Raw genomic sequence first — 15511 nt, forward strand, 5'->3', positions numbered from 1 at the left:
GTAGAGACACCTATTTTTTTAATCTTTAATTTTGATGTATTGAAATTCTGGTTCGTTATTTGCTAAACCCAAAAAAACAATCGTATAACTTTCATTAGGCATAAACTGTACCCTCGGCATCGGCAATAACACGGTCTTTGTGTCAGCCTCCCTTGCCTCTAAATCAACTGTCATTGGTGTTAATCCTAAATATTCAGTTGCCTGCTTATAGGATAATTTTGGGAAAACTACATCCCTGTCTTTGACCGCAATATCAAGTGGCGAGGTATCTGGTGATAAGTGAATAAAGCGAACCTTCGATTCATTTACTGGTACTCTTGGTTTATTCTGAAAAACTAATAAGCGCATTTTCTTAACAGAATCAATCACTGCAAGTGTATATGCTTTTCCAGGTTCAACCGTAATCTTTTTATTTAAAACGCTGTCGACCATGTTGCCAGCCGGGTAAATATCGATATGATGTTTTCCAGCTTTTAACGGTAGATAACTACTTACATTTTTAAAGGGTAAGTCCCGTATTACTCGTTTCCCATCTATATAAAGATCAACGTTAGGGGAATCTGGGGAGGTGTGAAGGACGCGGACATACGCTTCTCTTTGTAACGGTTGTTGAGGATTTGTTCTCATGAAATTCATTGCTTTATTCACATATTTTATATGTTTTAGGTAATACTGCATGTGTAAGTTGGGAAATGAGTATTTATAAGATTGAGCTAACAAATCATACATAGCTGCTCTTTGCAGATAATCGGAATGCGTTCTTTTCTCGGACATATTATCAACTCCTATCAATTGGATTACACCATAATTTATTCAAGCTTAAATAGGTAGGTGTCTAACTTCTTAAGCACAAATTTGGAATTTTTACATTTTTTATTTACAAATGGGAATATTACACATATACTTATAACAAATATGTTTGAAAGTGGGTGACGTGCAATGTTAATTGAAACGATGAGAGTAATTCATAATCTGAATATTGCTATTTGCACAGCCCAATGTTTGATCCGTTAGGGTTCCTTTGTACATTTTATTCCAATAAGCGAATAAAACCATGGGCTGTGTGTGCCTATGGTTTTTTATTATGAAAAAATTAGCATTCGCTGGAGGAATATAAATGAATTTAGTATCAATCGGTTTAACTGAAAATGTAAAAAATGATTTTCATACTTTAAATACAAATGTTGAAATGATACTTGGTCGAGTCGCCCTCGAACACAAACGAATGTATCGGGTTTGGACAGAGCAGGGTGAATTATTATGTGAGGTTTCAGGCAGATTTAGTTTTAATGCCCTCAACCGAGAGGACTACCCAGCTGTTGGTGATTGGGTTGCTCTAAAGCCAAGGTGTGATGAAGGAAAAGGTACCATATTGGCGATCATGCCTCGGAAAAGTAAGTTTTCAAGAAAATCTGCAGGCCATACCGCAGAGGAACAAATTGTGGCGACCAATGTCGACACTGTTTTTCTCGTCAATTCACTGAACGAAGATTTGAATGTAAGAAGAATGGAGCGCTATCTGTTGCTAGCTTGGGAAAGTGGGGCCAATCCTGTTATCATTTTAAGTAAGGCAGACCTTTGTCAGAATCTTGAGAGTAAATTATCTGAAGTTGAAGCAATAAGCATGGGAGGCGTTCCCGTTATTGCGATTAGTGCTGAAACGATGAGTGGATTTGAGAAATTAGAACCCTTCATACAGCCGGGACAAACGATTGCCTTGCTTGGATCCTCTGGTGTAGGTAAATCGACATTAACTAATCGTCTCTTAGGAGAGGAAAAACAGGCAGTTCAGGATATTCGCTTGGCAGATGATAAAGGACGTCATACCACGACGCACCGTGAACTGATCCTTCTCCCCAACGGCTGTGTCTTAATTGATACACCAGGGATGAGGGAATTGCAGCTTTGGGAAAGCACAGACGGTTTAACTGAGACCTTTTCAGAAATTGAAGAACTCGCTTCCTCTTGCCGCTATCGGGATTGTCAACATAAGAATGAGCCTGGCTGTGCAGTGGTGAATGCGATTGAAGAGGGATTGGTGGCGGCTGAACGGTTAACTAGCTATAATAAACTGCAAAAGGAATTAGCGTTTATCGAAAGAAAGGCCGATAAACGTGCCCAAGCGGATGCAAAAAAACAATGGAAAAGTATTAATAAACAAATGAAACAGCGAAAAAGCTATTAATATTATGAAAGCTGAGCAAGTGTTGTGATGTCGACCATTATTTGCTCAGCTTTTTTTGAACAGCAAATTTTATTTTTAGGAAAACTTTCTGTATACTCATACTCAAAGTAAATGAAAGTTAAGGGGTGGGAATGTGGAAAAGCAATATCAAGTAGCAACGTTTGCCGGTGGTTGTTTTTGGTGTATGGTAAAACCATTTGATGAACAGCCAGGGATTAAAAGTGTTATTTCCGGCTACACAGGGGGAACGGTAGAGAACCCGACGTACCAGCAAGTATGCTCAGATACAACCGGTCACTATGAAGCCGTTCAAATTACTTACGATCCAGAGATATTTCCCTATGAAAAATTATTGGAGTTATTTTGGCAGCAAATTGACCCTACCGACCCAGGTGGCCAATTTTATGATCGAGGGCAATCGTATCAAACGGCGATTTTCTACCAAGATGAGGCCCAAAAGAAGCTTGCTGAACAGTCGAAGCAAGCATTACAGGAAAGCGGCCGGTTTAGCAAACCAATTGTGACACCGATCTTGCCTGCAAAGACTTTTTATCCAGCGGAAGATTATCATCAGCAATATTATAAGAAAAATCGTGCCCATTATGAATCCTATCATGTAGGCTCAGGACGAGCTGGCTTTATTCAAAGTCATTGGAGGGAGAAAAAGTGAACAACAAAGACCTAGAACAATTGAAAAAGAAATTAACACCGATTCAATATGAAGTCACTCAAAATAATGGTACGGAACCACCGTTTCGAAATGAGTATTGGAATGAAACGAGAGAGGGCATCTATGTGGATCTTGTTTCAGGGGAACCGCTGTTTAGTTCATTGGATAAATTCGATGCTGGCTGTGGCTGGCCGAGTTTTACGAAACCAATTCAAGATGAAGAAGTGATTGAGAAAGCTGATTTCAGTCATTATATGACCCGGACAGAAGTAAGAAGTAAATCGGCAGATTCTCATTTAGGACATGTATTTAATGACGGACCAGCCCCAACAGGCTTGCGTTATTGTATCAACTCTGCCGCCGTACGGTTTATTCCGAAAGATAAACTGGAAGAGGAAGGGTACGGGGAGTTTATGAAGCTATTTGAAGCAAAATAAAAAGCCGCGCTTTGCGGCTTTTTATTTTGTCTTTTGTTTTGTGGTCGACGTCATTCCTCCGGAGAGGATAAATTTCATTGCTTCCTCTGGTTTGACGTCAATCAATTCCACCTGTTCCTTTGGAATTAAAAAAGTAAACCCGGCCACTTGGAAGGTTTGCGGAATATACACGGCCACATGATCCTTTAACGGAGAATAGAAATCCTCTAATTGTTCAGAAGTTATAAAACCAAGGCTCCGCATCTCCGTTCCTGGAATCACGACTAGAGCCACTTTGGAAAAGGATTTTTTCTCGCCAAGAAAGGATTGAACGGTGTCCTTAATAACGGAATAGATGGTTTTCACCACAGGAATCTTCTCTAAAAGTCTATCGATCAACCTGATGATTTTCCCTGATATATATTTCGTTGATAGCCAGCCTAAAAAAGTAATTAAGATTAAGGTTGACAGTAAGCCAATGCCCGGGATGTAATCCTCCTTTAAATATGGCTTCAGGGTGTTGCCAAGTAAACCATCTAAAAATAGAAAGGTTTTGTAAATGACATAGATCACAAGGATAATAGGAACAATGGTTAAAATACCGTTAATAAAATTTTTCACTATGGATTTCATCGTTTCACCTACAATTTTTATCATTGTATTTCATAATATAGGCGAATGCACATGCGGGTCAAGTACCTACTACATATTGTATCAGTGTTAAGAAACAATTTTGTAAGGAGTGAATGTGCATGTATTACGGACATGGTGGTTGTGGTTACCCTGCATACCCTGCATATCCTGCATATCCTGTAGGGGGTTGCGGCATTGGCGGTGGCTTTGCATTAATTGTCGTCCTATTTATCCTATTAATCATCATCGGGGCGAGCTGGGGCTGTTAATTTGACGAAGTAAAGGCTGACTCTAAATGAGTCGGCCGTTTTCTTTTTAAAGGGAATTTTCTGATATAAAAGCAAAATCCGAACAATTATAAATAAATTATATTCATAGTTCGTATTTATTGTTGACGAAACAAAAATAGTCTGATATATTTACCAATGTTGAGTAAAATGACTTTGGAGGTAATTGGACAATGGATACGAGATATGATGTGATTGTAGTGGGTGCTGGCCCTGCAGGGATTTTTGCCTGCTATGAACTGACACTAAAAATGCCGAACGCAAAGGTTCTCTTAGTGGATAAAGGACATGATATTTACCGGAGAAATTGCCCAATATTACAAAAGAAAATTGAAAAATGCCCACCTGCTGCAGGGAAAAAAGAATTTGCTGGGTGTCTGCCGGCCTGTTCAATCACAAATGGTTTTGGTGGAGCAGGTGCTTATTCGGACGGGAAGTTTAATATCACAAGTGAATTTGGCGGTTGGATGACAGACTATCTCTCTGATTCTCAGGTAGTGGATTTGATTCGTTATGTTGATGAAATTAACCTAAAGCACGGTGCGACAACGAGCATAACTGACCCATTAACAGAAGAGGTAAGAGACATTGAACGACGCGGCTATGCAGCAGGATTAAAGCTGTTACGTGCTCAAGTACGCCATCTTGGTACGGAACAAAATCTTGAAATCCTGAAAAGTATCTATGAATATTTAAGAACAAAAGTTGAAATGTCATTTAAAACAGAAGTTGACGATTTAATTACTGAAAAAACTTCTGAGGGTCTTGTAGTTAAGGGTATCAAGCTAAAAGGGGATCAAAACATTTATGCCGATAAGGTGGTCATTACACCGGGACGAGATGGCTCTAAATGGCTCTCTGATATCTTAAAATCACGCAGATTACGGATGATTAGTAACCAAGTAGATATTGGGGTTCGTGTTGAGACATCCAATATTGTCATGCAGGAAATTAATGAACATTTGTACGAAGGGAAATTTATTTTTAATACATCGGTTGGGACTACGGTACGGACTTTTTGCAGCAACCCATCAGGTCATGTGGTCGTTGAGAATCATTCCGGTATCATGCTTGCTAACGGTCATGCCTACAAGGATCCAAAACTCGGCAGTCCGAACACAAATTTTGCCTTACTTGTTTCGCATACCTTTTCTGATCCTTTTGATAAACCGAATGAGTATGCACATGAAATTTCCCGCCTTGCCAATAGTCTTTCGAATGGCGGTCTAATTGTTCAAAAATATGGAGATATTTTAAAAGGCAGAAGATCGACAACAAAAAGAATTAAAGAAGGCTTCCTTGAGCCGACTTTAAAAGAAGCGGTTCCTGGTGACCTTGGTTTAGTTCTTCCGTATAATACGTTAAAAAGTTTAATAGAAATGACCGAAGCGTTAAACCAGGTGTCCCCGGGTCTTGCTTCTGAGCATACCTTGTTCTACGGTGTGGAGGCGAAATTCTATTCGGCACGACCACGTTTAAATGATCGCTTTGAGACAGAAATCAGCGGACTTTATGTCGGCGGTGATGGAGCAGGGATTACGCGCGGGCTTGCGCAAGCAAGTGCATGCGGAGTCTGGATTGCTAGGGACATTATTCAAAAAACCACAACTGAACCAAAACAAGAACCAATTCATGTCTAACCCGCAAATTTTTGCGGGTTATTTTTTTAATCCTTTACCCAATCGGTACTTTTTCCTTTGGATATTTGATCTTTTCCTTGCTGCTTTTTCCTCTTAGAATAAGTAAACAGGTAACAATTCCTACTCTCCCAATAAACATAAGGATAATGATAAGAATTTGTCCAAACGTAGAAAGTCTAGGTGTTAACCCCAAAGATAATCCATTCGTCCCGAAGGCTGAGGAAACCTCGAAGATGACCTCAAGAACAGTACCGTTTTCGGTAATAGATAGGACTAAAATTGAAAACAAACATAATAACGCCGCAGTTGTAATCACTATAAATGATTTTAGAACATCCTCACTTAACAACTCACGTCTAAAGACTTTGATTGAGCTTTTTCCTTGGGCATAATATATGATGGATAAAATAATGATGGCAAATGTAGTTGTTCGAATCCCACCGCTTGCACTACTTGGGGAACCGCCGATGAACATTAAAATGGATAAGAATAGTTGGTTGCTTGGTGTAAAGTCATTAATATCCATTGTTGCCAATCCAGCACTTTTAGTTGTAACGGAATTAAATAACGAGTAAAAAAAGGATTCATGCCAACTTTTATTAATAAAAAAATGCTGACTATCAAAAATATAAATGAATAAGGCCCCTACAACGGTAAGGAAGACAAACGTTATTGTGGTTAACTTAGTAAATAAACTGAAATGAAATTTCTTCCTGCTATTTAGGTTTATAAAGAATTCATAAACCTCCACCATCACTGGAAAACCAATCGCCCCCACAATCATCAACAAAATGATAACGGTTTGAACAAAATAGTCTCCGCTAAATGAACTGAGGGACTTATTAGTTAGATCAAATCCCGCATTAGTGGTGGCGCTAATTGATGCAAAAAATCCATGCTTAAATGCAGACAATGTCCCTTCGTGATATTCCAAAAAACGAATTCCTAAAATAATTCCTCCCACAAATTCAAACGAGATAAAAATAATTAATATTCGCTTTGCCAGTTGGACTAAGCCTGATAGATTCGATTGATTTTGATCAATCATAATTAGTTGTCTTTCTTTTAAACCCACTTTTTTACCTAGCATAATCCAAAGGAACGTACTTAAAGACATAACCCCTAACCCACCCAATTGGAGAATTAAACATAATAGGAAGATTCCAAAGTTGCTAAATGTATCTTTAATAGAAATCACACTTAACCCGGTTACACTTATCGCGCTCGCCGAGGTAAACATGGCATCGATAAAGCTTAGTGAAACATTTTCGCGATGGGCCATAGGGATTTTTAATAAAAGTGTTGAGATGACTAAAGCAGAAAAATAAAAAATAACGATTAATTGTATGGTTGAAAGGCCTTTTGTTTTTAATTGTATTTTTTTGAATGTACGCATCGAACCCATCCTTCTCTATTCTAAAAGTAATTTTATATGACGCATCTCGAAATGTAAAAGATTGCTTTCACTTCACTGACGTGGCTTTCATTTTTCTTTGTAAATAACACGAAAGAAACATATAAACCATTCATACAATTTCTATAAGGCCTGCCTAATTTAAAAAGGAAGTGATTCCTATGGATCATTCTTTTCTTATAAAGCCAATGCTTGATGACACCTACCCAGTCATTGACTATGGCCAAGGAATTTATTTATTTGATAAGGATGGAAAAAAGTATCTAGATGCTGCTTCCGGTGCAGTAACAGCCAATATCGGTCATGGTGTACCAGCGATCATTGAAGCAATGAATGAACAAGCAAAAAAGGTTTCGTTTGTGTATCGCTCCCAATTTACGAGTGACCCGGCAGAGAATCTTGCGAAAAAAATCGCAAGTCTGCTTCCGGGGGATCTAAATTGGTGTTTCTTCGTTAACAGCGGTTCTGAGGCAACAGAAACGGCCATGAAAATGGCGATTCAATATTGGCAGGAAAAGGGGGTGCAAACGAAATCCAAGGTATTATCACGCTGGGTTAGCTACCACGGGATTACTTTAGGAGCACTTTCTATGTCCGGGCATCCGGGAAGGAGAGCAAGATTTGTTCCACTGTTAGAGGATTTTCCAGTCATTAATCCCCCTTATTGCTACCGTTGCCCATATAACCTCGAGTCATCAAGCTGTAACTACTTATGTGCCCATGAATTGGAAACTGCGATCAAGCGGATCGGTGCGGATCAAATCGCTGCTTTTATCGCGGAGCCTGTCATTGGTGCAGCTGGAGGGGCAATTGCTCCTCCAAGAGATTATTACAAGGTCGTAAAAAATATATGTGAGGCACATGACATCCTTTTTATTGCAGATGAAGTCATGACTGGTTGTGGCCGGACTGGAACAATGCTGGCATGTGAACAATGGGGCATTACACCTGATATTGTCGCATTAGGAAAAGGGATGGGTGCCGGATATGCCCCGATTGCAGCGGCTATCGCTAGTGACAAAGTCATCGAACCGATATTGGCTGGAACAAAGTCAGTAATGAGCGGTCATACTTTGAGTGCTAATCCACAAGCATGTGCAGCGGCCCTGGCTGTTCTTCAATATATAGAAGAAAACAATATTATCCAAGAGGTTGAAAATAAAGGAATCTATTTACGTGATCAACTTGAACAATTAAAACCACACTTCCCATTTATAGGTGATGTCCGCGGCAAAGGATTATTGCTAGGAATAGAGTTTGTTCAGGTTATGGCTACCAAAACACCATTTCCTAGAAGCTCGCGAGTCACTCAAAGAATGGTTGAATTCGCTAAGGAAAAAGGAATGCTTATCTATCCTGCTGGCGCAGGCATTGATGGGATAAACGGTGACTCGATTATTATTTCACCACCCTTAACAATTACAAAAAAAGAGATGGATGAACTGGTGCATTTACTAAAAGAAACTTTTCAAGTCTTCTCAGAACTAACACAATAAATGGAGGAATGGGGGGGATTTTTTATATGGAAAATGCTTTTAGAAAAGTGACCACTTTAGAGGCTGTAATGAAATACTTCCATGATGGAATGACATTGATGTTTGGTGGATTTGGCGGGGTCGGCTCACCCCCTGACTTAATTGACGGCATTCTTGATAAAGGAGTTCGTGATTTAACATTAATTGGGAACGACACGGGATTCCCGCACATTGGCATTGGGAAATTAGTCAGTCAACAAAGAGCGTCGAAAGTGATTGCCTCGCATATCGGCTCCAATCCGATTGCAGGACAGTTGATGCACGAGGGGAAACTAGAGGTAGAGTTTTCACCACAGGGAATTTTAGCGGAACGAATTCGTGCGGGCGGTGTAGGTATCCCAGCGATCTTGTCTGATATCGGCATGGACAATGAATTGGTTGTGAAAGATAAACCGTATATTTCGCTAGCGGATAAGAGGTATTTGGTTGAATCGGCCCTAACTGCAGAAGTGTCAATTATTTATGCCAAAAAGGCAGATGAGTATGGGAATTTAATTTATGATAAAAGTGCCCGCAATACCAATCCGCTCGTTGCCATGGCAGGGGATATTACGATTGCGGAAGTAGAAGAAATCGTCCCGCTTGGTAGTCTTGACCCTGACGCCATCATTACTCCTGGAGTGTTCGTGAATTATGTGATTCTATCTAAGGGGGTCAATTGGAAATGGGCATGGGAGTAGACATTAGAAATCGAATGGCCAAACGGGCTGCAGAAGAAATTCATTCGGGTATGGTTGTCAACCTTGGGATTGGGATCCCGTCGCTCGTTCCGAACCATCTACCAAGTGAGACAAAAGTGATGTTTCATGCTGAAAACGGAATTACCGGGATGGGGCCAAGTCCAAGCAAGGGTGAAGAAGATGAAAATTTATGTAATGCAGGAGGATTTCCCGTCACGCTGAACAAGGGCGGGTCTTATTGTGATAGTGCGATTTCGTTTGGGATGATTCGCCGGGGCAAAGTGGATGTTACTATATTAGGTTCGCTTCAGGTTAGTAAATGGGGAGACTTGGCTAACTGGATTGTCCCTGGGAAAAAGGTTCCAGGAATGGGTGGAGCAATGGAACTTGCACAAAAGGCAAAAAAGGTCATTGTTGTTATGAATCATTGTGACAAACAAGGGAATCCCAAAATTGTCACCTCTTGCTCATTACCGTTAACTTCATCTGCATGTGTCGACTTAATTATTACTGAATTAGCTGTTTTTTTGGTAACCGAAGAGGGGTTGCTTTTAACAGAGTTGTTTGCCCCCTACAGTTTAGAAACAGTTGTTAATAAAACAGGCTGTGAATTCAAAATAAGCGAAACTGTTCGTATGATTCCATACTAGAAAGAATCATTCTGAAAGGAGTGAATCGTTTGGACAATTATGAAATGCGCATAAAACAGTGGATAAAAGAGAATCGTGCTCGTGGAGCTAGACTGTTACAAATACTGGTTCGTGAAAATAGCACACGGGGAAATGAAAGTAGTACACAAGCGATTATCATTGAAAAATGTAGACAATTAGGCTTAACTCTCGATATTTGGGAAATCGGCAGTGATGGATTAAAATCCCACCCTGCTTATTGTTGTGATCGTCAGAGTTTTGAGGGAAATCCCAATTTAGTCGCTGTGTTAAAAGGGACCGGCGGAGGCAAATCGATGATTTTAAATGGTCATATCGATGTAGTACCAGTTGGGGATGAATTGAATTGGACGCATGACCCTTTTAGCGGGATCATTGAGTGTGGCAAGCTTTATGGGAGAGGCGCTACAGATATGAAGGGTGGGAATACAGCTCTGTTAATGGCGATTGAGGCATTAATTGCTAGCGGAATAAAACTGAAAGGTGATGTGATTTTTCAAAGTGTAATAGAAGAAGAAAGTGGAGGAGCAGGTACCCTTGCTGCAGTTTTAAGAGGTTACCATGCGGATGGGGCCATTATTCCAGAACCAACTAATCTGAAAATATTTCCGAAGCAGCAGGGATCAATGTGGTTCAGAATTACTGTGAAAGGCAGAGCAGCACACGGCGGGACGAGGTACAAAGGTGTCAGCGCCATCGAAAAAGCATTATTTGTTACTCAGAGATTACAACAATTAGAGAAAGAGAGAAATACCAGAATAACTGATCCTCTCTTTGAAAAAATCCCCATCCCCATCCCAATTAATATCGGCAAACTCTCAAGCGGGGAATGGCCTTCTTCGGTGCCTGACACCGCAATTATAGAAGGAAGAATGGGCGTTTCTCCGGAAGAAACGATTCAATCAGCACAGGAGGAGATGGAAAAATCCTTGTGTGGACTAAGCGAACAAGACGAGTGGCTCCATGAAAATCCGCTTAAGTTAGAATGGTTTGGCGGAAGGTGGCTGCCAGGAAGCCTTGAAAATGACCATCCTTTAATCACTGAACTGACGAAGAGTTTTATAGAAGTTAAGGGGGAAAGCCCGCTCATCCAGGCAAGTCCATGGGGGACGGATGGCGGTATTCTTTCCACCATTGGCAATACTCCCGTCGTTGTCTTTGGACCGGGAATAACAGAAACCGCACATGATGCCAATGAGCATATTGTCCTCGAGGATATGTTTGTCGCCAGTGAGATTATCGCTTTAACTCTATTAAAATGGTGTGAGGTGGCAGAATAATAAACAGAAATCTTACTATTTAATTCCAAAAATTGCTATTATTGAATGAAAAGGGCATGGGTCCTATGGATGCAGCCCCAGGCGGTGAAGGAGTCAAATATGCTTCGAAGAGATGACAGAGCTTAAGTTAATTAGTTTGAAGTTGGTGTAATGGAGAATGTCTGGCTAATCCTAAGCCAGACATTTCTTCAAATTGCTAGAGAAATGTACAAATAGGGGTGATTTCGATGAACCAAACAGCATCCACTATTTTTCTAGAGGAGGTCAGCTATTTTCTCGAAGTTTATCTTGATCCATTTAATAAACGTATTCGTGTGGATGATTATCGGGGCAAAACAAAATTGCTAATCGAGAAAGTGGAAGAACTTGTCTTAGTTCACAAGGCAGAAAAATTAATTGTTAAAGTCCGCCGTGAAGATTATTTCACCTTCTTAGAAAAAGGTCTACAGCCAGAAGCGGTTGTTGACGGATATTTTCTTGGTTCAGATGCCCATTTTTTTTCAAAGTTTTACACTCCTGAGCGAAAAAAAAATGATCATTGGATCATTGAGGACGGGATGGTTCACAGTATCTATCAATTAGACACGACTGATCAAAAGCCTTTTCCTCCAAAAGAATATGAACTACGAAAAGCTGATCAGAGTTGTGCAGGAGACCTTGCCGCCCTGTACCAGCAGGTGTTTCAAATTTATCCAACTCCTTTGCATGATCCGGAGTATATTAAAAAGACCATAAAGGACGGAACGATTTATTACGCTTTCTTCTATTCAGGAAAAATCGTGAGTGCGGCTTCAGGTGAAGTCAATTATTTTTATAAAAATGCAGAACTGACGGATTGTGCAACATTAACAGAACATCGGAAATATGGACTTATGAAAATTATTCTCCAGGAACTGGAAAGGGAATTAAAAAGGAAGGGTATTTATTGTGCTTATTCCATTGCCAGATCGTTATCTTTTGGAATGAATGCAGTGTTGTTTCAGTTGGGATATTCGTACCGGGGAAGGTTTATGAATAATTGCTTTATCTATGACAAACTTGAAAATATGAATATGTGGGTAAAAAATCTGGCAAACTGCTAAAATCTCGGCTTATTGTGCCAATTTTTCGGCACCTTAAGTTTAGCCGCGAAGGGTGGTGAATTAATGATTTTGTTAACTGCTTTAACGCAAGAAGTTCTAACCGCTATTCTAAAGGGCATTGATGAAGGGATTCATGTGGTTAATACAGAAGGAAAAACCATTTTTTATAATGAAGTAGCGGCCAAACACGATGGCATGGATGTGAAAGAAGTCCAGGGAAAGCATTTAATTGACGCATTTCCGTCGCTTACTGAAGAGTCGAGCACCTTGCTGAAAGTAATCAAAACAGGAAAGCCAATCTACAACCAAGCACAGGTATATATGAACTTGCACGGGACAAGAATTGATACGATCAACACAACCTTGCCAATCTTTCTCGAGGATGAAATCATTGGTGCGGTTGAAATTGCAAAAGATTATTCCCGGATGAAACTGCTTGCGGAGCGACTCTTGGATTTACAAAGGGGATTTAATAAAAGTAGTAAGAAAAAAACAATGAAGCAAGTTACCTATACATTAAATGATTTATTGACGGTGAATCCTGCGTTTCAAAGGATGAAGGATGAGGCGAAAAAGTTAGCAAAATCAGATGCTCCCATCCTCGTTTATGGCGAGTCCGGTACTGGGAAAGAATTATTTGTTCAAGGAGTCCATTATGAATCTCCTCGTTCGGATGGAGCCTTCATTGCTCAAAACTGCGCTGCCATCCCTGAAACACTTTTAGAAAGTATCCTTTTTGGCACCTCAAAAGGAAGTTATACGGGTGCTGTTGATCGTAAAGGTTTATTTGAACTGGCCGATGGCGGTACGCTATTTCTTGATGAATTACATACAATGCCGATTGAACTCCAAGCGAAACTCTTACGGGTTTTAGAGGATGGCATGGTCCGAAGAGTCGGAAGTTCGGGGAGCATTTCAGTAAATGTGCGTGTGATTGCCGCTATGAATGTATCTCCAAGAAATGCCCTTCAAGAGCAAAAACTGCGTGCAGACCTTTATTATCGATTGAATGTATTTACTTTTTCTCTCATCCCTTTAAGGGATCGAAAAGATGATATCCCTTTTTTAACAGAACATTTTATCAAGGAGTTTAACCAAAAACTTCAAAAAAATATTAACGGATATGAAAAGAAGCTGGAGCTCTTCTTAGTAAACTATCAATGGCCAGGAAATGTGCGTGAACTAAAACATACGATTGAATATATGATGAATGTTTGTGAAGCAAGACAGTTAAGATATGAAGATTTACCCAGCTTGTTAAAACATCTTCCAGTCTCGGCCACAAGTAATAGCGGCGAAATAGAAAATCTATCATTAAGGAAAAATATCGAAAAATTAGAAAAGGATCTGATTAGGAATGCCCTTAAGTTATCTGAGGGAAACATTAACCAAGCAGCGAAGTTTTTAGAGATTCCTAGACAAACCTTACAATATAAACTGAAAAAAATAATCGACTAAGCCGCCGAGTTTTCGGCGGTATTTTTTTTTGCTGAAACATCAGGAGTAAGTTTTAAGCCTTTTATGACATTGGCATAATTCTTGCATATTATTCTAATGAAGCAAGATGGGAGGAAATTACAATGAAACAATTTTTATATAAACCAAAAAGACAATGGAAGGATATCGAGTTATGGAAAGATGTGACTTCAGTGCAGTGGAACGATTGGCTTTGGCAGCTAACGAATACCATTCGAACGTTAGATGATTTAAAAAAGGTAATTAATTTAACACCCGATGAAGAAGAAGGGGTAAGGATTTCGACGAAAACCATTCCCTTAAATATTACACCATATTATGCTTCATTAATGAATCCAGACGATCCACGCTGTCCGATCAGGATGCAATCGGTGCCGATTTCAAAGGAAATTTATAAAACGAAATATGACTTAGAAGACCCATTATATGAGGATGAAGATTCCCCAGTCCCAGGGTTAACGCACCGCTATCCAGACCGAGTTCTTTTTTTGGTAACCAATCAATGTTCGATGTATTGCCGCTACTGTACCAGGAGACGTTTCTCAGGTCAAATTGGCATGGGCGTGCCTAAGAAACAGCTGGATGCCGCCATATCCTATATCAGAAATACCCCGCAAGTGCGTGATGTCTTAATTTCAGGGGGGGATGGCCTGCTGATTAATGATAATATCCTAGAATACATCCTTAAAAACCTGCGAGAAATTGACCATGTTGAAATTATCCGGATTGGGACACGTGCCCCTGTTGTGTTCCCACAGCGGATCACCGAAAACCTCTGTAATATTTTAAAAAAATACCATCCAATCTGGCTAAACACCCATTTTAATACATCTATTGAAATAACTGAGGATTCAAAAAAGGCCTGTGAAATGCTTGCGAATGCCGGTGTTCCGGTCGGTAATCAATCAGTTATCCTCGCTGGGATCAACGACAGTGTACCAATTATGAAGAAACTCATGCATGATCTTGTCAAAATTCGCGTCCGCCCTTATTACATTTATCAATGTGATTTATCAGAAGGAATTGGTCATTTCCGTGCTCCAGTGTCCAAAGGACTCGAGATTATTGAAGGTCTCCGTGGACATACATCGGGATATGCTGTACCAACTTTTGTCGTCGACGCGCCTGGAGGAGGAGGTAAAATCGCTCTTCAGCCCAATTATCTGATTTCACAAAGTCCGGAGAAAGTGGTTCTTCGGAACTTTGAAGGGGTGATTACTTCATACCCAGAACCGGAGAATTATGTCCCTGGAAGGGCAGAGAAATATTTTCAAGAGGTTTATCCTGATATGGATGAAAAGCGTTCACTTACAGGAATCGCAGGGATTATGAATGACCAGCACTTTAATCTTGTTCCTGAAGGGTTAACACGGCTAAATCGTCGCAAAGATTACAACCAAGACCCTGCCCACACCACATTAAAGGATAAGCGCAGCAAACGGGATGAATTAAAGGATAAGAAATTTAAAGCATTGACCCAGAAAGAAGCGGAGGGTTCATAACCTTCAAATGAAGGCACATCAGCCGAAACGATGAAGGAATAGG

The 15511-nt window shown here is 40.1% G+C and carries 15 protein-coding genes; 12 read left to right on the top strand and 3 right to left on the bottom strand.

The features are described from left to right. Positions 1-18 precede the first annotated feature (18 nt). Positions 19-774 carry a DUF4397 domain-containing protein gene (locus ACJ004_RS22125; protein WP_410895306.1) on the bottom strand — a complete coding sequence of 252 codons (756 nt, stop codon included), beginning with the start codon at positions 772-774 and terminating at the stop codon, positions 19-21. Positions 775-1117: 343 nt separating this feature from the next. On the opposite strand from ACJ004_RS22125, the gene rsgA reads away from it, so the two are divergent. The 3 genes from rsgA to msrB all read left to right on the top strand — a co-directional run bounded on the left by rsgA (position 1118) and on the right by msrB (position 3292). After that, positions 1118-2185, top strand: a complete 1068-nt coding sequence (gene rsgA / locus ACJ004_RS22130; protein ID WP_410895307.1) for a ribosome small subunit-dependent GTPase A — start codon at positions 1118-1120, stop codon at positions 2183-2185. 133 nt (positions 2186-2318) lie between these two features. Next, positions 2319-2855: a peptide-methionine (S)-S-oxide reductase MsrA gene (msrA, locus tag ACJ004_RS22135; protein WP_410895308.1), complete on the top strand. Its 537-nt coding sequence runs from the start codon at positions 2319-2321 to the stop codon at positions 2853-2855. Then, positions 2852-3292: a peptide-methionine (R)-S-oxide reductase MsrB gene (gene msrB, locus ACJ004_RS22140; RefSeq protein ID WP_410895309.1), complete on the top strand. Its 441-nt coding sequence runs from the start codon at positions 2852-2854 to the stop codon at positions 3290-3292. Before msrA ends, msrB begins: the two co-directional genes overlap by 4 nt. A gap of 21 nt (positions 3293-3313) precedes the next feature. On the opposite strand, the gene ACJ004_RS22145 is transcribed toward msrB, so the two are convergent. Then, complete coding sequence (locus ACJ004_RS22145; RefSeq protein ID WP_410895444.1) at positions 3314-3904, bottom strand: DUF502 domain-containing protein; 591 nt, start codon at positions 3902-3904, stop codon at positions 3314-3316. Positions 3905-4098: 194 nt separating this feature from the next. On the opposite strand from ACJ004_RS22145, the gene ACJ004_RS22150 reads away from it, so the two are divergent. After that, positions 4099-4173, top strand: a complete 75-nt coding sequence (locus ACJ004_RS22150) for a YjcZ family sporulation protein (RefSeq protein ID WP_142332963.1) — start codon at positions 4099-4101, stop codon at positions 4171-4173. Positions 4174-4364: 191 nt separating this feature from the next. Then, positions 4365-5831 carry an NAD(P)/FAD-dependent oxidoreductase gene (locus ACJ004_RS22155; protein ID WP_410895310.1) on the top strand — a complete coding sequence of 489 codons (1467 nt, stop codon included), beginning with the start codon at positions 4365-4367 and terminating at the stop codon, positions 5829-5831. A gap of 34 nt (positions 5832-5865) precedes the next feature. Here the strand turns inward: ACJ004_RS22155 and ACJ004_RS22160 are convergent, their stop codons facing one another. Next, complete coding sequence (locus tag ACJ004_RS22160; RefSeq protein WP_410895311.1) at positions 5866-7227, bottom strand: TrkH family potassium uptake protein; 1362 nt, start codon at positions 7225-7227, stop codon at positions 5866-5868. Positions 7228-7406: 179 nt separating this feature from the next. Between ACJ004_RS22160 and ACJ004_RS22165 the strand changes: the two genes are divergently transcribed. The 7 genes from ACJ004_RS22165 (at position 7407) to kamA (ending at position 15468) form a co-directional block, all read left to right on the top strand. Beyond that, complete coding sequence (locus ACJ004_RS22165; protein ID WP_410895312.1) at positions 7407-8741, top strand: aspartate aminotransferase family protein; 1335 nt, start codon at positions 7407-7409, stop codon at positions 8739-8741. 26 nt (positions 8742-8767) lie between these two features. Then, a complete protein-coding gene (locus tag ACJ004_RS22170) occupies positions 8768-9460 on the top strand; it encodes a CoA transferase subunit A (protein ID WP_410895313.1) in 693 nt (230 codons plus the stop codon). Next, on the top strand, positions 9445-10110 hold the full coding sequence (locus ACJ004_RS22175; protein ID WP_410895314.1) for a 3-oxoacid CoA-transferase subunit B: 666 nt from the start codon (positions 9445-9447) through the stop codon (positions 10108-10110). Before ACJ004_RS22170 ends, ACJ004_RS22175 begins: the two co-directional genes overlap by 16 nt. A 44-nt stretch (positions 10111-10154) precedes the next feature. Then, positions 10155-11408 carry a peptidase gene (locus ACJ004_RS22180; protein WP_410895445.1) on the top strand — a complete coding sequence of 418 codons (1254 nt, stop codon included), beginning with the start codon at positions 10155-10157 and terminating at the stop codon, positions 11406-11408. A 227-nt stretch (positions 11409-11635) separates the two neighbouring features. Further along, positions 11636-12490: a putative beta-lysine N-acetyltransferase gene (gene ablB / locus ACJ004_RS22185; RefSeq protein ID WP_410895315.1), complete on the top strand. Its 855-nt coding sequence runs from the start codon at positions 11636-11638 to the stop codon at positions 12488-12490. A gap of 63 nt (positions 12491-12553) precedes the next feature. Then, positions 12554-13948 carry a sigma-54 interaction domain-containing protein gene (locus tag ACJ004_RS22190; RefSeq protein WP_410895316.1) on the top strand — a complete coding sequence of 465 codons (1395 nt, stop codon included), beginning with the start codon at positions 12554-12556 and terminating at the stop codon, positions 13946-13948. Positions 13949-14070: 122 nt separating this feature from the next. After that, positions 14071-15468 (top strand): lysine 2,3-aminomutase, encoded by a 1398-nt coding sequence (kamA, locus tag ACJ004_RS22195; RefSeq protein WP_410895317.1) that lies wholly within the window; start codon positions 14071-14073, stop codon positions 15466-15468. The last annotated feature ends 43 nt before the right edge of the window (positions 15469-15511 follow it).

Source organism: Neobacillus sp. 204 (assembly GCF_046562815.1).
Classification (GTDB): domain Bacteria; phylum Bacillota; class Bacilli; order Bacillales; family Cytobacillaceae; genus Neobacillus.

Coding starts and splice junctions, on each gene's coding strand:
- ACJ004_RS22155 (WP_410895310.1), top strand. CDS start 4,365: ATGGATACGAGATATGATGTGATTGTAGTGGGTGCTGGCCCTGCAGGG.
- rsgA (WP_410895307.1), top strand. CDS start 1,118: ATGAATTTAGTATCAATCGGTTTAACTGAAAATGTAAAAAATGATTTT.
- ACJ004_RS22170 (WP_410895313.1), top strand. CDS start 8,768: ATGGAAAATGCTTTTAGAAAAGTGACCACTTTAGAGGCTGTAATGAAA.
- ablB (WP_410895315.1), top strand. CDS start 11,636: ATGAACCAAACAGCATCCACTATTTTTCTAGAGGAGGTCAGCTATTTT.
- ACJ004_RS22190 (WP_410895316.1), top strand. CDS start 12,554: ATGATTTTGTTAACTGCTTTAACGCAAGAAGTTCTAACCGCTATTCTA.
- ACJ004_RS22165 (WP_410895312.1), top strand. CDS start 7,407: ATGGATCATTCTTTTCTTATAAAGCCAATGCTTGATGACACCTACCCA.
- ACJ004_RS22160 (WP_410895311.1), bottom strand. CDS start 7,227: ATGCGTACATTCAAAAAAATACAATTAAAAACAAAAGGCCTTTCAACC.
- ACJ004_RS22175 (WP_410895314.1), top strand. CDS start 9,445: ATGGGCATGGGAGTAGACATTAGAAATCGAATGGCCAAACGGGCTGCA.
- kamA (WP_410895317.1), top strand. CDS start 14,071: ATGAAACAATTTTTATATAAACCAAAAAGACAATGGAAGGATATCGAG.
- ACJ004_RS22180 (WP_410895445.1), top strand. CDS start 10,155: ATGCGCATAAAACAGTGGATAAAAGAGAATCGTGCTCGTGGAGCTAGA.
- ACJ004_RS22125 (WP_410895306.1), bottom strand. CDS start 774: ATGTCCGAGAAAAGAACGCATTCCGATTATCTGCAAAGAGCAGCTATG.
- ACJ004_RS22145 (WP_410895444.1), bottom strand. CDS start 3,904: ATGAAATCCATAGTGAAAAATTTTATTAACGGTATTTTAACCATTGTT.